This is a genomic window from Enterococcus mundtii (genome assembly GCF_002947535.1).
Lineage (GTDB): Bacteria > Bacillota > Bacilli > Lactobacillales > Enterococcaceae > Enterococcus_B > Enterococcus_B mundtii_B.
Genome location: NZ_PUAP01000026.1, coordinates 127,490 through 147,924, shown reverse-complemented (window position 1 = coordinate 147,924; position 20,435 = coordinate 127,490). Strand labels below are relative to the sequence as shown.

17 protein-coding genes are annotated in these 20,435 nt (G+C 39.2%); 15 read left to right on the top strand and 2 right to left on the bottom strand.

Going from position 1 to position 20,435, the window contains the following annotated elements; translation table 11 throughout:
• Positions 1–31 precede the first annotated feature (31 nt).
• From CUS89_RS08585 to CUS89_RS08540, 10 genes are all read left to right on the top strand, one after another.
• Positions 32–487 (top strand): PTS sugar transporter subunit IIA, encoded by a 456-nt coding sequence (locus CUS89_RS08585; protein ID WP_104871803.1) that lies wholly within the window; start codon positions 32–34, stop codon positions 485–487.
• Positions 488–670: 183 nt separating this feature from the next.
• The gene (locus CUS89_RS08580; protein WP_104871790.1) at positions 671–2,161 is read left to right on the top strand and encodes a PTS ascorbate transporter subunit IIC; all 1,491 of its coding nucleotides are present in this window, start codon (positions 671–673) and stop codon (positions 2,159–2,161) included.
• Between the two features lie 15 nt (positions 2,162–2,176).
• A complete protein-coding gene (locus tag CUS89_RS08575) occupies positions 2,177–2,488 on the top strand; it encodes a PTS sugar transporter subunit IIB (RefSeq protein ID WP_104871789.1) in 312 nt (103 codons plus the stop codon).
• Positions 2,489–3,130, top strand: a complete 642-nt coding sequence (locus tag CUS89_RS08570; RefSeq protein ID WP_104871788.1) for a 3-keto-L-gulonate-6-phosphate decarboxylase UlaD — start codon at positions 2,489–2,491, stop codon at positions 3,128–3,130.
• A gap of 1 nt (position 3,131) precedes the next feature.
• Entirely contained in the window at positions 3,132–3,983 is an 852-nt protein-coding gene (locus CUS89_RS08565; protein WP_104871787.1) for an L-ribulose-5-phosphate 3-epimerase, read from the top strand.
• Positions 3,984–4,153: 170 nt separating this feature from the next.
• Positions 4,154–5,224, top strand: a complete 1,071-nt coding sequence (locus tag CUS89_RS08560; RefSeq protein ID WP_104871786.1) for an ABC transporter permease — start codon at positions 4,154–4,156, stop codon at positions 5,222–5,224.
• A 15-nt stretch (positions 5,225–5,239) separates the two neighbouring features.
• The gene (locus CUS89_RS08555; protein WP_104871785.1) at positions 5,240–5,908 is read left to right on the top strand and encodes an ABC transporter ATP-binding protein; all 669 of its coding nucleotides are present in this window, start codon (positions 5,240–5,242) and stop codon (positions 5,906–5,908) included.
• 17 nt (positions 5,909–5,925) lie between these two features.
• Positions 5,926–6,501, top strand: coding sequence for a TetR/AcrR family transcriptional regulator (locus CUS89_RS08550; protein ID WP_104871784.1), 576 nt, complete (start codon positions 5,926–5,928; stop codon positions 6,499–6,501).
• 532 nt (positions 6,502–7,033) lie between these two features.
• Positions 7,034–9,622 carry a glycosyl hydrolase family 18 protein gene (locus CUS89_RS08545; protein WP_104871783.1) on the top strand — a complete coding sequence of 863 codons (2,589 nt, stop codon included), beginning with the start codon at positions 7,034–7,036 and terminating at the stop codon, positions 9,620–9,622.
• 346 nt (positions 9,623–9,968) lie between these two features.
• Positions 9,969–12,251 (top strand): glycosyl hydrolase family 18 protein, encoded by a 2,283-nt coding sequence (locus CUS89_RS08540; RefSeq protein WP_104871782.1) that lies wholly within the window; start codon positions 9,969–9,971, stop codon positions 12,249–12,251.
• A gap of 127 nt (positions 12,252–12,378) precedes the next feature.
• On the opposite strand, the gene CUS89_RS08535 is transcribed toward CUS89_RS08540, so the two are convergent.
• A complete protein-coding gene (locus CUS89_RS08535) occupies positions 12,379–13,281 on the bottom strand; it encodes an N-acetylmuramoyl-L-alanine amidase family protein (RefSeq protein ID WP_104871781.1) in 903 nt (300 codons plus the stop codon).
• Positions 13,282–13,362: 81 nt separating this feature from the next.
• Complete coding sequence (rnhC, locus tag CUS89_RS08530) at positions 13,363–14,277, bottom strand: ribonuclease HIII (protein ID WP_104871780.1); 915 nt, start codon at positions 14,275–14,277, stop codon at positions 13,363–13,365.
• 205 nt (positions 14,278–14,482) lie between these two features.
• On the opposite strand from rnhC, the gene zapA reads away from it, so the two are divergent.
• The 5 genes from zapA to uvrC all read left to right on the top strand — a co-directional run bounded on the left by zapA (position 14,483) and on the right by uvrC (position 20,402).
• The gene (gene zapA, locus CUS89_RS08525; RefSeq protein ID WP_104871779.1) at positions 14,483–14,917 is read left to right on the top strand and encodes a cell division protein ZapA; all 435 of its coding nucleotides are present in this window, start codon (positions 14,483–14,485) and stop codon (positions 14,915–14,917) included.
• 29 nt (positions 14,918–14,946) lie between these two features.
• A complete protein-coding gene (locus tag CUS89_RS08520) occupies positions 14,947–15,495 on the top strand; it encodes a CvpA family protein (protein ID WP_104871778.1) in 549 nt (182 codons plus the stop codon).
• 109 nt (positions 15,496–15,604) lie between these two features.
• Positions 15,605–17,965, top strand: a complete 2,361-nt coding sequence (locus CUS89_RS08515) for an endonuclease MutS2 (protein ID WP_104871777.1) — start codon at positions 15,605–15,607, stop codon at positions 17,963–17,965.
• 85 nt (positions 17,966–18,050) lie between these two features.
• On the top strand, positions 18,051–18,365 hold the full coding sequence (gene trxA / locus CUS89_RS08510) for a thioredoxin (protein ID WP_010734835.1): 315 nt from the start codon (positions 18,051–18,053) through the stop codon (positions 18,363–18,365).
• Positions 18,366–18,623: 258 nt separating this feature from the next.
• Entirely contained in the window at positions 18,624–20,402 is a 1,779-nt protein-coding gene (gene uvrC, locus CUS89_RS08505; RefSeq protein WP_104871776.1) for an excinuclease ABC subunit UvrC, read from the top strand.
• Positions 20,403–20,435 lie beyond the last annotated feature (33 nt).

Here is a 20,435-nt window from a genome sequence, read left to right as displayed (position 1 = left end):
AACGAATGATTGCTTGATGCTGTTTGTAAATATGTTGAGATATTTTTATGAGAATGGCTTAGTCAATTATGTAGAAACTACGATCGCTGATTGGCGAATGGCAATTGAGGAGAGTAGTCGCCATTTATTAGAAAAAAGAATCATCGATCATGTATACGTAGAAGAAATGATTCGCAGTATCGAAGAATATGGTGCATATATCCTGATTGCTCCCCACGTTGCTATGCCTCATGCCATGCAAGGTGGCTCAAATGTTTTTGGAACAGCGATTTCCTTTACTAAAATGAAAGTTCCCGTTCTTTTTGAAGAAGGGGGACAGTCTGCCAGTCTTTTCTTCATCTTAGCAGCCAAAGACCCGGACCAACACTTGAAAAACATTCAATCATTATCGGAATTACTGATGCAAGATGGTTTGATCGAAGCGCTACTTGCGACAGAAACGATCGAAGATTATCAAGTAATCATGGAGAAATACGAGCCAACATAGGAAGATATAGCCTGTTGCTTGATAAGTTTGGTTGATGAGGAACATTAGACGGAAAGCAAATGGACATAAAAGATAAATTTTCAACTAAAAAATACGATGTAAGGGAGGGAGACCGTCTACACGAAAACCATAACATCTAGCATCGTTTGATGATTTGTTCTGGTTTTTTGGTAACGGAAAAATATGGGAGAGATCTTGATGGAGATATGGACGTATTTTGCGACAAATATTTTAACTCAACCAGCCTACTTGATCGGTTCGATCGTTTTATTAGGGTATGTACTCCTTGGTCGACCATTATATGAATGTTTAGCTGGTTTTTTGAAAGCAACTGTAGGTTATTTGATTTTAGCTGTAGGTTCAGGCGGATTAGTGAACAATTTCCGGCCGATCTTAGTCGGTTTAAAGGATCGTTTTGATCTTGAGGCGATGGTGACTGATCCCTACTTTGGTCAAAATGCTGTAGATGCAGGGTTGATGGAGACGTTTGGGCGAACATTCAGTGATGTGATGATTTTATTATTGATTGCATTCGTGTTGAATATCCTGTTAGTTCGTTTCCAAAAATATACGAAACTCCGAGCTGTTTTTACGACAGGTAATGTCCAGATCCAGCAAGCAGCTACAGCTTTTTGGATTTTACTTTTCTGTTTTCCTGAGTTAGGAAGAGTAGAAGTATTAGTGTTTATGGGGATTATTTTAGGGTGTTACTGGGCAGTTGCTTCTAATTTGACTGTTGGTGTGACACAAGAACTGACAGAAGGTGCTGGTTTTGCGATTGCTCACCAACAGATGTTTGGGGTGTACCTATTTTCCACCTTAGCGAAGTGGTGGCAAAAAAACAGTCGTAAAAAAAGTGGGAATAGAAAAGCTGATAAGAAGCTTGAAGATATGGAACTTCCAGGTTTCTTATCCATCTTCAACGAGAATATGGTGGCAACTTCTTTATTGATGTTGTTCTTCTTTGGCATCATATTGTTGGTACTAGGACAAGAGTATTTGATCGAGTCGGAGTTTATGGCACCAGGACAAAGTTTCGTTTTCTACATACTGACAACTTCCTTGAACTTTGCAGTGTATTTAGCCATTTTACAACTTGGTGTCCGGACCTTTATAGATGAGTTGACACAATCTTTCCAAGGAATATCAAATACTATTTTACCAGGGGCTGTGCCGGGGATCGACGTGGCTGCAACTTTCGGTTTCGGTTCACCAAATGCTGTAACGATCGGATTTTTATTTGGTGCATTAGGACAATTCTTGATGATCATCTTATTGATCGTCTTCCGATCACCAACGATCGTGATTGCTGGATTCATCCCGCTATTTTTTGATAATGCAGTCATCGCTGTATTCTCTAATAATCGTGGCGGGTTCAAAGCGGCATGTTTGTTCCCGTTCTTATCAGGGCTGATCCAAGTCGGTGGTTCTGCACTCTTTGCAACGTGGATCGGATTGTCTCGTTACGGAGGATACATCGGTATGTTTGATTGGGCGAGTGCTTGGCCAGCTTTTACAGTATTGATGAAATTTTTAGGATATGCAGGTGTCGTATTAGTCGTCATAGGTCTATTACTCATTCCCCAATTGCAATATCGAAAAAATCCAGAAGGGTATTTCTTGATCGTTGAGGATTATCAAAAATATAAAGAGAAATTTGGAGAAAATAATTAATTGGAGGGAAAGCAAATGAGAATTTTAGTTTCGTGTGCGAATGGTTCTGGTACAAGTTTAATGATGATGCGTAGTGTGGAAAAGGCAATGAGAGAATTGAATATTACAGTAAGTAAAATCCATCATTGTCCGATATCTGAAGGTAAAAGTTCTGCCAGTCAGTATGATGTCGTGTTTACACCACTTAATTTTATGCCGATGTTCATGAAAGCAATTGAGCGAGGTGTGACGGTCGTTGGAATCAAAAATGTGATGTCACCTACTGAGATCTGTGAGAAATTCAAAGAAACAACATTGTACAAAGAATTGAAATCAAAGGAGAATTAGATGAAACGACCAAAACTACAAATTGCTTTGGATCATAACACGTTAGCCTCTGCATTGGCAGATGTGAAGAAAATTGGAGAAATCGTCGATGTGATCGAAGTAGGTACCATCCTTTGTCTCCAAGAAGGAAATAAGGCAATCGAATGTATGAGACAAATGTTTCCAGAAAAAACGCTCGTTGCGGATACAAAATGTGCCGACGCAGGCGAAACTGTAGCTGAGAACGTAGCGAAGGCTGGGGCTGATTTCATGACAGTGATCTGCTGTGCATCTCTTGCCACCATGCGAGCCGCACAAAAGAAAGTCAAAGCACTCCAAGTAGAGTTATATGGAGAGTGGACGATCGAACAAGCAAAACAATGGCGAGAAATTGGAATTTCTCAGGTCGTCTACCATCAAAGTAGGGATGCCTTGTTAGCTGGGGAAGTTTGGGGAGAAAAGGATCTGAAGCTCGTCCAACAATTGATCGATTTAGGTTTTCAAGTATCAGTAACTGGTGGGCTGTCAATTTCAACGTTAGCCTTGTTCCAAGGAATGCCGATCTTTCATTTTATTGTCGGTCGAGGATTGACGGCATGTGCAGACCCTATCACGCAAGCACAAGCATTCCAAAACGAGATCAAGCGACTGTGGGGAGAATGAGATGGCGAGAATCGGACTTTACGAAAAGGCGTTGCCTAGCGGATGGTCGTGGCAAGAGCGGTTACATGCAGTAAAGGAATTAGGGTTTGATTTTATGGAAATATCGATTGACGAAAGCGAGGAACGATTGGCTCGTTTAGAATGGACAAATGAACAAATCGCTGAGTTAAAGGAAGCGATGGCGGTTTCGGGAATTGCTATCCATTCGCTTTGTTTAAGTGGGCATCGGCGATTCCCATTCGGTTCAGCGGATATCAAAAAACAGGAAAAAGCCTTATGTATGATGAAAAAGGCGATACAACTTGCGTATCGGTTAGGTATTAGGATCATACAAGTAGCGGGATATGATGTTTACTACGAAGAAAAATCAATAGAGACAAGAGAAGCGTTTATCAGAGGGATGCGTGCCAGTATCAAAGAGGCGGCACAATATGGGATAATTTTGTCGATTGAAGTCATGGATGACCCATTTATGAATTCGATTCGTAAGTTCATGGAGATAAAAAAACAAATTCCTTCTCCTTATTTACAAGTGTATCCTGACTTAGGAAATCTATCTGCTTGGCCAGAAAATAATGTAGCTATTGAAATTGAACAAGGCATCGAATACATTACTTCGATCCATCTGAAAGATACGCAACCAGTAACCGCAAATAGTAAAGGTAAGTTCAGAGACGTTCCTTTTGGACAAGGTTGTGTTGATTTTTTTGGCGTATTTAAAACATTGAAACGGGTAAATTACGAAGGACCTTTCTTGATTGAAATGTGGAGTGGTCAGGATAGTGATTATGAAAGTCAGATTTTAAAAGCGAAAGAATATCTATTACCAATGTTAAAAGAATCGGGATTTTAACCTCACTTTTTTGGTGAAACTTGGAAATAAACGATTGATATATTCCTTATTGAATATGATCAACTCAATTAGTTATTCTTTTATTGATTATCCTGAGCAGATTATTCCTCTAAAAATTTATCAAGTGATAATATATATTTATCAGTTGATAAATTTTTAGGGGGAATTTTATGTTTTTAGCATTAAATGAAATCATTCATTCAAAATTACGCTACGCCTTAGTGACTGGCGTCATGTTTCTAATTGCGTACCTTGTCTTTTTTTTGACAGGATTAGCCTACGGGTTGGCACAAGACAATCGAACTGCTGTAGATAAATGGGAGGCAGATACCATTGTCTTATCCAAGGATGCCAATACAAACTTAGGGATGTCGATGATCACGAAAAAGATGGCAGAAGAAGTGAAGGGAGATCAAGTGGCTTACTTAGCTCAGACACCTGGAGTAGTCACGAGTCCAGATCGTCCAGATGCGGATAAAGTCAATGTAAGTTTTTTTGGGATTGACCAAAACCAATTCATCATGCCGAATATCATGGAAGGAGAAGAATTCCAGTCAAACGACGAAGCAGTCGGTGATATCAGTTTAAAAGAAGAATATGGTCTGGACGTTGGAGATACGATCAAATTATCAGGAAGCGACAAGACATTTAAATTGACTGGATTTACGGAAAATGCCAAATTCAATGTCTCTCCTGTCGTCTATACAACGATCAATGCGTACCAAGAGATACGATTTGAGAAACAAGATGCAACTGATAATGCTCGTATTAATGCAGTGGTCGTGCGAGGAGATGTGGATAGCTTACCGGATGATCTAGAAAAAATCAGTATTTCGACATTTATCAATGAATTACCAGGATACAATGCACAAGTGTTGACGTTTGGTTTCATGATTGGCTTCTTGATCGTGATTGCAGCAATCGTAATCGGTATTTTTATTTATGTATTGACTATGCAAAAAATCAATATTTTTGGTGTACTGAAAGCGCAAGGCGTTACTGGTGGATTCATTGCACGTTCAGTAGTTGCCCAAACGTTCTTACTTTCATTTTTCGGTGTTGCTCTTGGATTGTTTGGAACGTTCGTCACTTCACTGGTGCTACCAGATGCTGTGCCATTCCAAAGTAACTGGCTGTTTTTCGGTGTGATTAGTGTGATGATGTTGATTGTCGCTATTTTAGGGGCACTCTTCTCTGTTAGAACGATCGTAAAAATCGATCCATTAAAAGCAATCGGATAGAAAGGAGAATGGGTAATGAAAGCAATTGAATTTATAGATGTTGAAAAAAGTTTTAAAGATGGTGATCAAACCATTCAAGCATTGAAAAAAACAAATGTCAGTGTCGATAAAGGGGAGTTTGTCGCAATCATTGGACCATCTGGTTCTGGAAAGAGTACTTTCTTAACGATTGCGGGCGGTTTACAGACACCAAATAAAGGGACCGTGAAAATCAATGGAGAAGATTTCAGTGAACAACCGGAGAAAAAGCGAGTAAAATTACGCTTCAAGGAAATCGGATTTATTCTTCAAGCTTCCAATCTAGTTCCGTTTTTGACTGTCAAAAAACAATTAGTGTTGGTTGATAAGATCAAGCATGAAAATCGACAAGAAGAGGCGAAGGAATTATTCCAACAACTTGGGGTGGATAAACTCCTTAATAAGTATCCAGAAGATCTTTCGGGTGGTGAACGACAAAGAGTGGCAATTGCTCGAGCGCTATATAACGATCCTTCGATTATTTTGGCAGATGAGCCAACAGCTAGTTTGGATTCAGAAAAAGCAGTGGAAGTCGTAGACATTTTAGCGAAAGAATCCAAAGAGAAAAATAAAGCAATTATTATGGTCACTCATGATACCCGACTTATTGACAGATGTGATAAAGTATTTATGATAGAAGATGGTGTCTTTCAAGAAAAAAAATAAGTCAGAGGGTGTAAAAGTTGGTCCATCGATACAATAAGGATACACAAGAGAAAATTTTAAAAGAAGCAAATCGTTTATTTATGTCAAAAGGTTATCAAGGAACTTCAACACGTGAAATTGCTAAAAATGCTGGAATCACACAACCAAATCTTTATCATTACTTTAGTGATAAAGAAAAATTATATTGTGCTGTTTTAGAAGAGCATTTGAGTACTGTAGGCACAGACTTAAGAGCTATTCTGGAAGAGAACAAACTTGATTTTAAACAATCTTTGACTAAAATGACGAAGTATTTGATCGATACCCATCTTTTAGACCTATTTATGATGCACCATGATTTAAAATCAAACCTTTCGGCAGAGACACGAAATCATCTTTTTACCTTGTGGAAAAAAAGTTATCGTGAACCATTTGAAGTGATTTTTTCGAAAAATCAATCTTTGATGCGCGAACATGTCACGACAGAAATTGCGGCAAAGCACTTTTTTCTTTTGTTAGCACCATATATCACCGAATCTTCGAACTCACTTGAAAATCCATTTAGTGTGGAACGACTGATCGATTTATACCTTCATGGTGTGGTAGCTGATTAAATGCGGTTGTGACAGAAGTATCCAGATCTGAGAAATAAGCCGAGAAACCCAAAAATTGTTTTTCAAATTTTGGGTTTCTCGGCTTTTTATGAAGGAGTCACTTCTGGAACATCGTTTATTTGATTTTTAAAATTAGAAACAAAAATGAATTTAATTTCTTGTCCTCTACACTTTTTTTGTTATTATATTTTCTTGGATTGTTATTTTTTAATTAAAATAATGAGGGATATTTAATTTTTCTGACAATTGAGAAAAAGAGGTGAAAAGCAAGTGATATAAAGATTTTTAATAATAACGATTATAAATTAGATAAATAACCGAGGTATTTTAATTTGTTTTTTAAATAATTTTAAGAAAACGGTTGAAAAAGCTATTTTCAGGTGATAATATTCTGTTAGCAACAAAAGTTTCACTGAGTTTATCTCACTATTTTAAAGAAATAGAGGGGGAATGAATAACATATTTTCGTGTTTATTTTGTTACATAATTGTTTTTTGAAAAGTGAATAGTGTAAAAAGGGGAGAATTAAAAAATGAAAAATGTTAAAAAAATTGGGTTGGCAGCAATGTTATTTTCTTCTGTTGTTTCAACGACGCTTCCGACAATTGGGGAATTGTCTATCGTCAATGCTGAAGAAATCCAACAAAAAGAACAGCAAGCAAGTTATAGAAACGTAATGTACTATGGTGACTGGTCGATTTGGGGCGGCGAAGGTAACTTTTATCCAAAAGATATCCCAGCAGATCAATTGACTCACTTGAATTTTGCCTTTTTAGATTTTGATAGTAATGGCGAACTAGTCTTTACTGATGCAGACGCAGCGACAGGCGCACCTGTAGGATTACCGGGCGTACAATGGAACTCTGCTAGTTCTGGTATCTTAAATGCGATTCAAGATTTACGTGGAAAAAATCCAAACATGAAAATTGGTGTTTCATTAGGTGGTTGGTCTAAATCAGGAGATTTCTCTGAAGTAGCAGCAAATCCTACGAAACGTAAGAACCTTGTAGATAATGTAGCAAAATTTATTAAATATACAAATATGGACTTTGTCGATGTTGACTGGGAATTCCCGGCAGACGTACGTCAACCAGATCTAGTGGATAACGTAAACGACGAAGGAACACCAAATGCAAAACCTGAAGATAAAGAAAATTACATAAAATTATTAGATGAAATTCGCGAAACAATTGATAAACAAGGCGAAGAATTAGGCAAAACATATGAACTGTCTGTTGCATTGCCAGCAGCTCAAGGTAAATTAGATTCAGGTATTGACGTGAAACGATTATTTGATGTTGTCGATTTCGCAAACATCATGACCTATGACTTAAATGGCGCATGGTCAGATACAAGTGGTCACCATTCTGCACTTTACGGGAATCCTGCTGATCCTAATTATGATGAAGGCTTCTCAGTAGATCAAACAGTAGAATACCTGCGTGGAAAAGGTGCAGCTTCAGAAAAAATCGTTATTGGAGCAGCATTCTATACTCGTGGATGGAATGAAGTGGCAAAAGGGGATAATGCAGAAGCACCGGGATTATTCCAAAAAGCAGAATTATCAAGTCAAGACGCCGATCAAACACCAAGTTATGGAGCGAAAAACAAAAATCCATTAAAAGTAGGTGACGGTGGACGTGCCAGTGGTGTATGGCCATATCGAGATATCGAAACGTTACTTGGTAATACATCTGGATTGAAAGAGTATTGGGATGATGTTGCGAAAGCACCATTTATGTACAGTGAAACAACTGGTGAATTCTTTACTTACGAAAATGAAAAATCAGTGACTTATAAAGCTGAATATGTAAAAGAAAACCAACTGGGTGGAATCATTTCATGGCAACAATCACAAGATAAAGAAACAACTGGTACAAAACGTGATGAGTTGACCAATGCAATCAAAGAAGGATTGTTAGGTAGTGAGAAACTTCCAGAATTTGAGATCATGAGCACACCATTGAATGTGGATGTTGAGATCTCAACTTATACACAATATGGCGTTAGTGGCTACGACGTAAAAATTACCAATAATGAGAAAATGGAAGAAACTTCTTCTGTATTGAAATTAGTTGAATTTTCACAAGAAACAATCAAATTACCTAAACTAGTGATTCCAATGGCGACAAATGAAAAGCTTGGCGCTGGTGATTACAAAGCAGGTACTGTAACAAATGTTGATGGCGCTGCAATCGTTGATTTGTCTTCTGTATATGATGGCAAAGAAATCGCACCAGGTGCATCTTATGAGTTCAGATTGAGTTCAAATGCTGCTGAAGCAGATGTCGCTGTTGACAATATCGACTCCATCACATTAAGCCAAAGAATTGGTGACGAAGGTATCGAAATCAATAAACAAGTGATCTTTGGTGAAGGTTCAACGACTGAACCAGGAACTCCGGATACAGAAGCACCTTCAGTACCAACAGGACTTACAGCTTCAACAATCGGTGAAACAAATGTTTCTCTATCATGGACAAAATCAACTGACGACAAAGGGGTCGCAGGTTACTACGTTTTCCGTGATGGCAAACAAGTTGGTCAATCAGCAACAACTTCATTTACTGACGCTGGATTAACTGCAGAAACAGAATATTCATATACAGTAAAAGCATTTGACCGTGCTGGAAATGTTTCAGAAGAAAGTAAAGCATTAGTTGTTAAAACGTTAGAAAAAGCACCAGTAGATACAGAAGCACCTTCAATTCCATTAGACTTGAAAGCTTCAACGATCGGTGAGAAAAATGTCTCATTGTCTTGGACTCGTTCTACTGACAATGTTGCAGTAGCAGGTTACTATGTTTTCCGTGATGGCAAACAAGTAGGCCAATCAGCAACAACTTCATTTGCTGATGCTGGGTTAACACCAAATACAGAATACTCATATACAGTAAAAGCATTTGATGCAGCAGGAAATGTTTCAGAAGAAAGCAAAGCATTAGTTGTCACAACTTTAGAAGAGACAACTCCTCCAGCTGAAGGTGAGTGGGATGCTAACAAAGTCTATGATTTAGGTGATGTAGTAACTCATAAAGGAAATACTTACCGTGCGAAATGGTGGACACAAGGTGATGAGCCAGGAACTGAACAATGGGGTCCATGGGAACTAATTGGTTAATTTAGATACAAAAAGAACAGGGCAGTTTGCCTTGTTCTTTTTTTTATAATGTTATTCTGTCGTTGTTATTTATCTTGTTTACTCAAATTTACCGAAAAAAACATGTTAGTTAAAAAATAAACAAAATCATATGGCTTAAAAATAACTTGAAACGCGATATGTGTAATCGGTTGCAAATAGTTGCATTAAAAATAAATAAATGTTAAATTCATATTTGCAAGATATTTCTAATTAAAATTTAGTTAATTTCTAATTTTTAAGGAGTGATAAAATAACTTTTAACCTGTGATTTGGGCGCGCTTGTTTTTCCGTAAAAAAACTGAGAAAAAAAGGAGATGAGATTGATATGAAAAGAATTAAGAGTATTAGTTTAGTTGCTTTGTTATTTTCTTCGATTGTTGCAATGACTTTACCAGCATTTAATGAGTCGCCAGAGGTTCATGCTGAAGAGGTGCGAGAAACTCAGGTAGCGCCTTATCGCAATGTCATGTACTATGGCGATTGGTCGATTTGGGGTGGAGAAGGGAATTTCTATCCTAAAGATATTCCAGCTGATCAAATCACTCATTTGAATTTTGCCTTTTTGGATTTTGATAGTAATGGCGATTTAGAATTTACAGATACGGATGCTGCTGTTGGTGCGCCTGTAGGACAAACAGGAGTCCAATGGAATTCTGCAAGTTCGGGTATCTTGAATGCGATCCAAGATTTGCGTGGGAAAAATCCTAATATGAAAATTGGTGTCTCTTTGGGTGGCTGGTCGAAATCAGGTGATTTTTCTGAAGTAGCGGCTGATCCAGTCAAAAGACAGAACCTAGTAGAGAACGTCACACGATTTATCAGATATACGAATATGGATTTTGTTGATGTCGATTGGGAGTACCCTGCAGATGTTCGACAACCTGACTTGGTAGACAATGTCAACGATGAAGGAACGCCGAATGCTGTACCTGAAGATAAAGAAAATTACATCATTTTACTAAATGAGATTCGCGAATCGATCGATGAACAAGGTGAAGAACTAGGTAAAACTTATGAATTATCAGTTGCACTACCTGCATCCCAAGGAAGATTATCTTCTGGGATAGATATTGACGGTCTATTTGAAGTTGTTGATTTTGCGAATATCATGACCTATGATATGAACGGTGGTTGGGGTGACCGCAGTGGACATCATACAGCGCTCTATGGGAATCCTGCTGATCCTAATTATGACCAAGGACTTTCGGTGGATCAGACGGTCCAGTTTTTACGAGATGAAGGTGCGCCAGCTGAAAAAATCGTGATTGGGGCAGCATTTTATACTCGTGGTTGGCATGAAGTGGCAGAAGGCAATGATCCGTTACTACCTGGATTGTTCCAAACGGCTGAACAGAGTAATCGAAATGCTGACCTATCGGCAACATACGGTGCGAAAAATAAAAGTCCGTTAGTTGTAGGGGATGGCGGTAGAGCCGGTGGTGTCTGGCCATATCGAAATATTCCAGATTTGATCAGTGCAACGAGTGGACTGACTGAATACTGGGATGATGTAGCGAAAGCACCTTACATGTATAGTACAGAAACTGGCGAGTTTTTCAGTTTTGATAACGTACGCTCGATCGGTTATAAAACACAATATGTACAGGAAGAACAATTAGGCGGTGTGATTTCTTGGATGCAATCACAAGACAAAGAAACGACAAGTACAAAACGTGATGAACTGACGAACGCAATCAAAGAAGGCTTATTTGGAAACACACCATTACCACAGCACGAAATCGTTAGTACACCATTAGACATTTCTGTGGATATCACCCCATATACAGAGAATAATGTAAGCGGGTACGAAATCACTTTGACAAATAATGAAACATTGACAGAAACGTCTACTGTACTAAGCGCTGTGGAAGCTGCTCAGAAAACAGTCAAATTGCCTAAACTTATGCTGGAGTTGAATAGTAATGAAACATTAACTTCTGGTAACTTCAAGGCAGGGGCTGTGACTACCACTAACGGCACGGTAACTGTTGATCTAGCCACCGTTTATGATGGCAGAGAACTTGCTCCAGGAGCTTCTTATGATTTCCGATTACAATCTGATACGTCACAGGTTTCGGTTGATCATATTGATGCGATCACTTTAAGTCAACGAATTGGGACTGACGGTATTGAGATCAACCACCAAGTGATCTTTGGTGCAGAAGCGCCAGACCCTTCAGATGTTGAGGCACCGTCAATTCCAACAAATGTGGCAGCGACAACGATCAATGCTACAGAAGTGACGTTGAACTGGACGGCTTCAACCGACAATCAGCGAGTAGCAGGTTACTTTGTTTACCGTGATGGTCAATTGGTCGGACAACCAAGAACGCCATCGTTTACAGATACGGGATTAACACCTGATACACAGTATACGTATGCTGTAAAAGCATTTGATGCCTCAAACAATGTTTCGGCAGCTAGTCAACCAGTGATCGTTCAAACCTTGGAAGACAGTGTGCCTGGGTATGCGGCATGGGATGCATCAACAGTCTATCTTCTGGGGGATAGAGTCACTCATTTAGGAAATACGTATCAGGCAAAATGGTGGACACAAGGCGATGAACCTGGCACTCAACAATGGGGACCATGGGAATTGATCAATTAGATCGTTTAAATATTAGCAGATTCAGGAGTGACCATTCACTGACAACTGGTTGCTGATGGAATTGAAAAACCTCGTTGGGCTTGATGAAACATCAATGCCTAGCGAGGTTCTTACGTTTAGAAAAAAATCATTGATTGAAATAAGTGCGTAGCGCTTGTGTGATCGATTGTGCCAGTTGTTGTTGATAGTTAACAGTAGTCAATGTTGCTAGATCTTCCTCATTGTTCATATAGCCCATTTCGATCAAGAGGGATGGCTGAAGGTTTTCTCTTAACACCTGATAGTTCCCTGTAGCAGTTCCACGAGAAGTAATGGGCAGATCCGCCAGTTCATCAGAAACAGTTTCCGCTAGACGTTGCTCACTATTGTAATAATAATAAGTGGTTGTACCAGTTGCTTCATTGGCCGATTCAGTCGAATCAGCATGTAAGCTGATAAAAAGGTCCGCTGCTTTTTCTTCACTAAATGCACAAATGTCATCTAATGAAATGTAGTCATCTGTTTCATGAGTCAAATAAACCGTTGCGCCAGCGGCTTCTAAACTCGTTTGTAATTGTTTTGCGGCAGCGAGTGTCACTGTCTTTTCTTCCGTATTTCCATCTGTGCTAAGCGCGCCTGTATCGTCGCCTCCGTGTCCGGGATCTAGTACGATCACCGCTTCTGATAGGTCACTCGGTGTTTCTTGTGTCGAGCGAGTCACTGATGAGCCGTCCGTAAGCGATATATAACCACTTTCACCATCATTCGTGGTAATTTTGTAGGCGTTGGCTGTAGTTGAAAGAAGCGTAGCCAGTTCACCAGCATTGACGGAAATAAGCGGTTCACTTAATGATTCGTCTGCATACAATGTGGCATCTTCTTTTCCGATTTTTATGAGAGCCTCTGAAGAAGAATCAGTTGTTTGTATGATGCTAGAGACACTGTTGCTTGTCTGTTGTCTCGCATCTGTGTCTTGATTGCTAAGACCAAATTTGAAAAGGGCAATGATCCCGATCATACATATAAAAATAATAATTCGCATTTTTTTCATCGTTTTCACCTCTTGAACATGAGGATAAACAACAAAACTTAAATCGAACTTAAAGAAAATGAACCGAGCTAAAACTGATAGTTAGTTGACTAATTTTTTGGCTTTTTCTGTGTTCGCAAAATGCAATTTTGCATAGTTTGCTAACAAGGCTTCGCCACCTTTTTTTAAAATCGTTGCAGCGACTTGGTCGGATTTGGTACCCGCACCAGAAGGAAGCGTGAGACCAAGTTCAGCAGAAGCTTTGTCCAACTCTTCTAAAAAGCTTGCGCGACTAATGATCGAAGCCGCAGCAACAGCTAGATGATATTGTTCACCTTTGGTAACAAAGTAGAGTTTTTCGGTGATTTGATTTTTTTCTAAACGCGCGTATTTTTTAAAGTTGGCTTCCGGTGTGAACTGGTCGATCAAAATAGCATCCGGCTTGACGGGTGCTATTTTTTGTAACAATAAGTGGATAGCTTGATTGTGTAAAGCGACCTTCATTCTCACTGCATTATACGTAGGTTGGATCTCATTGTATTTTTTTGGTGGCAAAACCAACAATTGATAAGGGATCGTTTCCTTCAATACTTTGGCTAATTGGATAATTTGTGAGTCCTTTAATTCTTTTGAATCCTTGACACCTAACGAGCGTAATTCCTTCAATTGTGTTTGATCGACATAGGCAGAACAGACAGTCAGTGGCCCAAAGTAACTGCCGTTGCCGACTTCGTCACTCCCTAAAACAGATAGTGTTTGTAGATCTTTGGGTAAGGAAGAAGTACTAACTTGTGTTGTTTTTTTAGGTGTCAGTGGGTCTCCCCATTTCGCAGCTTCTTGTTCGGCGCCATTACCTTGAAACATCACTTTTCCAGAAGTATACGCGGTGATCGTCGTGCCATTTTTTTTAGCGGAAAAATGCGTATATGGAATCGGCTTTTGTACTAAAAATGGGCGATATGCCTCTTTCATCATGTTCATTTGATTTGTTGTTACTTTTAAGATAATGTTACTCATGTTTTCCTCCTGTTGCGATCAAGTCGAACGAAAAGTTACATTTGACTAGATCCAGCTGATTTGAAATCAATGCACACATAGCATTTTTGCAAAGTTTATCATATAATAGTAAAGTATTTATAATGAAGTTTTTCGTGTACGGTTAATTGCTTAACTATATGGTACACTAGTTAATATTTTTGGCAATAGGAGGAGACAGATTCATATGGCACATGAAAAAACACGCTATAAAGCGGTGATTGCGGATCAAACGTATACTATTATCGGGCAAGAATCAAAACAGCATATGGATATGGTCACAAAATTAATCAATGAACAACTAGCTGAACTGAAAGAATTGTCCCCTCAATTAGACAATGAACAAGCAGCTATTTTATTAGCAGTCAATGCATTTTCAGATCAATTGAAAAGACAGGAAAAAAATTTGAATTTAATAAAAGAAGTCACAGAACTGAAACAAAAAATGGTGAGATTCACAGAAATGGAAAATCGCATCAAACGAATCGAAGCAATTGAAAACGAAGCGCGAGCAGTATTAAAAGAAAGTGGAAGCGACCATGAGATCAAAAATCATGTGGAAGCACAACAGATCCTAAATGAAAAAAGAAAAGGTCAAATCAAACAAAGATCTTCGAATTGATATTATTATAGAAGAGAAAGGAAGAATGTATGCTTAGTCTTTTGATTTTATTTATTTTGCTGATTGCATTTTTTTCTGGGGCAAGTCGCGGCTTTGCGCTACAGGGAATTTATCTGATTGGCTATTTTGTCTCATTTCTAGCAGCACAAACCTATTACAAAACATTAGCCAGTCATCTGCAATTATATATTCCTTATCCAGCGGTAACAGCCAATTCTAACCTAGTTTTTTTTGATCAAGCTTTTTCATTCAAATTAGATGAGGCGTTTTATGCCGGAGTGGCTTTCCTGATCATTTTATTTATTGGTTGGCTAGTCACAAGATTCATTGGGGTATTCGCGCATGGGTTGACGTTTATTCCTGTACTAAAGCAATTAGACTGGGTGGCTGGAGGAATTTTATCCGTGATCATCACCTATATTTCGTTGTTTTTAGTTTTACGTTTATTGACGTTTATTCCGGTGGGATTTATCCAGAACCAGTTTAATGGCAATAATCTTGCAACATTTATGGTTGAACGAACACCTATTTTAGCAAATAAAATATATGATCTATGGGTAACACAAGTAATTAACTAAGTAAGAGATTATTTCTTGTCAATGACAGAGGCTATGAAGATGTTGGTTAGTCTTGAGGACTATTTAGCCATCTATCGGCCTCTTTTTTAGCGAAAGTAAGGTGAAAAAAATGAATAAACGAATTCTTGAAACATTAGAGTTTGAAAAAGTAAAACAACAAGTACGACAGTTTGTGATCACAGCACAAGGGCAAGAAGAATTAGCCCAGCTTGTGCCAGTGAATGAAGCAGAGACGATCAGATATTGGTTAGAAGAAACGGAAGATGGACTAAAGGTCCAACGACTGCGTGGCGGTATCCCAATCCCCAAATTAGAGAATATCCGTCCACATATGAAACGGATCGAAATCGGTGCGGATCTTAATGGGGTAGAGTTAGCACAAGTTTCTCGTGTCTTATCTACTACTAGTGAGTTGCGACGTTTTATTGATGATTTAGCAGATAGCGAGATCGAGTTTGCGCGTCTTTACTTTTGGACAGATCAATTAGTCGCTATCCCATCCTTGAGTCGTCGTTTGAAAGAAGCAATCGACGATGACGGACGAGTAACGGATGATGCCTCTCCAGAGTTGAAGACGATCCGCCATAATATCCGTAGAAGTGAACAAGCAGTCAGAGAACAATTAGATGGGATCGTTCGTGGGAAAAATGCCAAATACCTAAGCGATGCCATCATTACGATGCGAAACGACCGCTATGTCATTCCAGTAAAACAAGAATATCGTGGTGTGTTTGGCGGAGTCGTCCATGATCAAAGTTCTTCGGGACAAACACTATTCGTTGAACCAAAACAAGTCGTGGAGTTGAACAATCGCTTGCGTCAGTATCAAATTGCCGAACGCAATGAGATCCAACGGATTCTAAGCGAGTTGTCGGCGGAGTTAGTTCCTCATCGTCAAGAAATCATCCACAATGCGTATGTCATTGGAAAAATGGACTTGATGAATGCGAAAGCACGCTTTGGGAAAGAACTGAAGGCAATCGTGCCGACGATCAGTACAGAAAACATCGTTGATTTGAAGCAAGCCAGACACCCATTGATCGATCAAGAAAAAGTCGTGCCAAATGATATTTCGATTGGGGAAAACTATCAAGCAATCGTCATTACTGGACCAAATACCGGTGGGAAAACCATCACGTTGAAAACACTAGGTTTATTGCAATTGATGGGGCAAGCAGGTTTACCGATCCCGGCGGATGAAGAAAGTCAAATCGGGATCTTTGAAGATATTTTTGCTGATATCGGAGATGAACAATCGATTGAGCAAAGTTTATCGACCTTCTCCTCGCATATGACGAATACTGTGGATATCCTTTCTAAAGTCAATGAAAAAAGCTTAGTTTTGTTTGATGAACTTGGTGCGGGCACGGACCCACAAGAAGGAGCAGCGTTAGCAATTGCTATTTTAGACGACCTTGGAAAGAAATCTGCCTATGTGATGGCAACAACACATTATCCTGAATTGAAAGTCTACGGCTACAATCGCTCAAATACCATCAATGCAAGCATGGAGTTCAACGTTGATACCCTTAGCCCGACTTACCGCTTGTTGATCGGCGTGCCGGGTAGAAGTAATGCCTTTGAGATTTCTAGCCGTTTAGGATTAGACAGCCAAGTCATTGATGAAGCCAAACAATTGATGAACGATGAAAGTCAAGACTTGAATGAAATGATCACTGATTTAGAGAATCGTCGGAAAATGGCAGAAACAGAATATTTAGAAATGCGTCATTACGTCGATGAAGCGCAACGTCTGTACAATGATTTGAAAGAAGCTTACAGCTACTTCTTTGAAGAGCGCGAACAAGAAATGGCGAAAGCCAAACAAAAAGCCAATGCGCTCGTTTCTGAAGCAGAAGAAAAAGCAGAAAAAATCATCGCTGATATTCGTAACTTACAAAAACAAGTGGGGCAAGGCACGGTCAAAGAGCATCAATTGATCGATGCGAAATCACAGTTAGCCAACTTGCATCAAGAAGAACAACTGAAGAAAAACAAAGTCTTGAAAAAAGCGAAAGAACAGAAAACATTGAAACCAGGTGACGAAGTCCTCGTCACGACTTACGGCCAACGGGGAACGTTGTTACGTAAAAATGGCAACCAATGGCAAGTGGAGATCGGTATCTTGAAGATGAACGTTTCGGAAAGTGAATTGACACCGATCGCTCCCCAAAAAGAACCACAACAACGAGTGATCCATACGGTGCGCTCAGATGCGCATTCGACGGTCTCCAATCAACTTGATCTTCGAGGCAAACGTTATGAAGAAGCGCTAAATGAAGTCGATCTTTATTTAGATGCGGCAATCTTGGCTGGCTACCCTCAAGTGACGATCGTACATGGAAAAGGAACAGGCGCACTAAGAACAGGGATCACCGATTATTTAAAAAATCATCGTAGTGTCAAGAGCTTTGATTTTGCTCCAGGGAATCAAGGGGGCAACGGGGCGACAATTGTTAAATTTAAATAAAGCTTACTAAAGGTAAGCAAATAGCTCGAATCTAGACTACATTAGTGCTATACTTAGAACAGACTAATAAATGGAGGTCTTTGATATGGCTCAAGTAATTACAGATGCAACATTTAACGAAGAAACAGATAAAGGATTAGTTTTGATCGACTTTTGGGCAACTTGGTGTGGACCTTGTCGAATGCAAGCGCCAATTCTAGACCAATTAGAAGAAGAATACGACGAAGACGAATTTAGAATCGTGAAGATGGATGTTGATGAAAATCCTGAAACACCACAACAATTCGGGATCATGAGTATTCCAACATTACTTTTGAAAAAAGACGGCGAAGTAGTAGAAAAAGCGATCGGTGTTCAATCAAAAGATCAATTACGTCAAATGATTGCCCAACACTTATAAGATTAAGTAACTAACACATCAGACTGAGACAACAATCATTGAGATTGCTGTCTCGGTTTTTTTGCGACTGAAAAATGAACGGAGCATAGAAGAGCAAACTAGGCTCAAAAGATTAGAATCAATTTCTGGATAAGCGATTCGGATACAAAAAAATGCAAGTGTCAGCACTGTAGATTCTTTGTTATTTCTCTTTGCATGATACTTATATCTCAACCTCTGTTATAATAGCGATATCGGAAATGTAAAGGAGCAGTCACCATGAATGAACGAATAAAAAATAAACTTGCATTACTTCCTGATCAGCCTGGCTGCTATTTGATGAAAGACAAAAACGGCACGATCATTTATGTAGGGAAAGCCAAAGTCTTGAAGAACCGCGTGCGTTCCTACTTTACTGGAAGTCATAACACGAAAACGGAACGATTAGTCAGTGAGATCGAAGACTTTGAATACATTGTGACAGAATCAAACATTGAAGCGTTGCTTCTGGAAATCAATCTCATCAAAAAGAATGATCCAAAATACAATATCATGTTGAAGGATGATAAAACCTACCCTTTTTTAAAAATCACGAATGAAAAATATCCTCGTTTAGTGATCACTCGTAAAGTATTAAAAGACAAAGCCTTTTACTTTGGTCCTTATCCGGATGTTGGGGCTGCGAACGAAACAAAAAAGATTTTAGATCGTCTATTCCCTTTACGGAAATGTAAACCAAGTCAGACAAAAGAACCTTGTCTTTACTACCATTTAGGTCAATGTTTATGTCCCTATTATTTTGATGTAGATCCAGCGGAATATACAAGCATCGTGAATGAAGTCAAACGCTTTTTGAATGGTGGTCATGAGTCGATCGAAGCTGAGATCCAAGAGAAAATGGCCAAGGCTGCAGAAAATATGGAATTTGAAAAAGCAGCAGAGTATCGTGATCAAATCAGAGCCATCGAAACGATCATGACAAGACAAAAAATGACAAACACTGATTTGATCGATCGAGATGTGTTTGGCTATGCTATCGACAAAGGATGGATGTGTGTCCAAGTATTCTTTGTACGTCAAGGAAAACTGATTGAACGAGATGTATCGATCATTCCTTTTTATAATGAAGCAGAAGAGGATTTCTTAACCTATATCGGACAATTTTATCAGGAAAATGAGCATTTCATTCCAAAAGAAGTGGTGATCCCTGATACGATCGATCAACCGAGTGTTGAGGCGTTGTTATCAACAAAAGTCATCCAGCCCAAACGTGGTGAGAAGAAAAAATTAGTCGAACTAGCCAATAAAAATGCAAGGGTGGCATTGAATGAACGGTTTGACTTGATCGTGAGGAAACAAGAACGAACGATCGGAGCAATCGAGCGCCTAGGCAATGCCATGAATATCCCAGCACCTGTCCGGATCGAGTCTTTTGATAACTCTAATATCATGGGGACTGATCCAGTAGCAGCGATGGTGGTATTCATCGATGGAAAGCCAGCTAAAAAAGAATACCGTAAATATAAAATCAAAACGGTCGTTGGACCGGATGACTACGCTTCGATGCGAGAAGTCATCTACCGGCGTTATGCGCGTGTGATACGAGAGGAGCTGCCTTTACCTGATCTGATTTTGATCGATGGGGGGAAAGGGCAAGTCGATGTAGCGAAGGATGTACTGGAGAATCAATTGGGAATCGATATCCCTGTCGCTGGGATGGCTAAGAATGACAAACATAAAACCAATGAGTTGTTATTTGGGAATGAATTAAAAGTGGTTCCGCTCGAACGAAATTCACCAGAGTTCTTTTTATTGCAACGTATCCAAGACGAAGTCCATCGCTTTGCAATCACATTTCATCGCCAATTACGTAGTAAAAATAGTTTTGCGTCGCGCTTAGATGAAATCGAAGGATTAGGACCCAAACGAAAAAAAATGTTGTTGAAAGAGTTCAAATCGTTAAAAAACATCACTGCTGCGTCAATTGAGGAGTTGCAAGAAATTGGTCTACCAAAAAATGTCGCACAAAATGTTTTCGATAAACTGCATAAAAATTGAACTGGGGGCGCTTTACAAAACCTGTAAAGTGTC

What these genes read in the sequence shown, in the direction of transcription:
- CUS89_RS08585 (WP_104871803.1), top strand. Translation starts at nt 32, where the DNA reads ATGTTGAGATATTTTTATGAGAATGGCTTAGTCAATTATGTAGAAACT.
- CUS89_RS08580 (WP_104871790.1), top strand. Translation starts at nt 671, where the DNA reads ATGGGAGAGATCTTGATGGAGATATGGACGTATTTTGCGACAAATATT.
- CUS89_RS08575 (WP_104871789.1), top strand. Translation starts at nt 2,177, where the DNA reads ATGAGAATTTTAGTTTCGTGTGCGAATGGTTCTGGTACAAGTTTAATG.
- CUS89_RS08570 (WP_104871788.1), top strand. Translation starts at nt 2,489, where the DNA reads ATGAAACGACCAAAACTACAAATTGCTTTGGATCATAACACGTTAGCC.
- CUS89_RS08565 (WP_104871787.1), top strand. Translation starts at nt 3,132, where the DNA reads ATGGCGAGAATCGGACTTTACGAAAAGGCGTTGCCTAGCGGATGGTCG.
- CUS89_RS08560 (WP_104871786.1), top strand. Translation starts at nt 4,154, where the DNA reads ATGTTTTTAGCATTAAATGAAATCATTCATTCAAAATTACGCTACGCC.
- CUS89_RS08555 (WP_104871785.1), top strand. Translation starts at nt 5,240, where the DNA reads ATGAAAGCAATTGAATTTATAGATGTTGAAAAAAGTTTTAAAGATGGT.
- CUS89_RS08545 (WP_104871783.1), top strand. Translation starts at nt 7,034, where the DNA reads ATGAAAAATGTTAAAAAAATTGGGTTGGCAGCAATGTTATTTTCTTCT.
- CUS89_RS08540 (WP_104871782.1), top strand. Translation starts at nt 9,969, where the DNA reads ATGAAAAGAATTAAGAGTATTAGTTTAGTTGCTTTGTTATTTTCTTCG.
- CUS89_RS08535 (WP_104871781.1), bottom strand. Translation starts at nt 13,281, where the DNA reads ATGAAAAAAATGCGAATTATTATTTTTATATGTATGATCGGGATCATT.
- rnhC (WP_104871780.1), bottom strand. Translation starts at nt 14,277, where the DNA reads ATGAGTAACATTATCTTAAAAGTAACAACAAATCAAATGAACATGATG.
- zapA (WP_104871779.1), top strand. Translation starts at nt 14,483, where the DNA reads ATGGCACATGAAAAAACACGCTATAAAGCGGTGATTGCGGATCAAACG.
- CUS89_RS08520 (WP_104871778.1), top strand. Translation starts at nt 14,947, where the DNA reads ATGCTTAGTCTTTTGATTTTATTTATTTTGCTGATTGCATTTTTTTCT.
- CUS89_RS08515 (WP_104871777.1), top strand. Translation starts at nt 15,605, where the DNA reads ATGAATAAACGAATTCTTGAAACATTAGAGTTTGAAAAAGTAAAACAA.
- trxA (WP_010734835.1), top strand. Translation starts at nt 18,051, where the DNA reads ATGGCTCAAGTAATTACAGATGCAACATTTAACGAAGAAACAGATAAA.
- uvrC (WP_104871776.1), top strand. Translation starts at nt 18,624, where the DNA reads ATGAATGAACGAATAAAAAATAAACTTGCATTACTTCCTGATCAGCCT.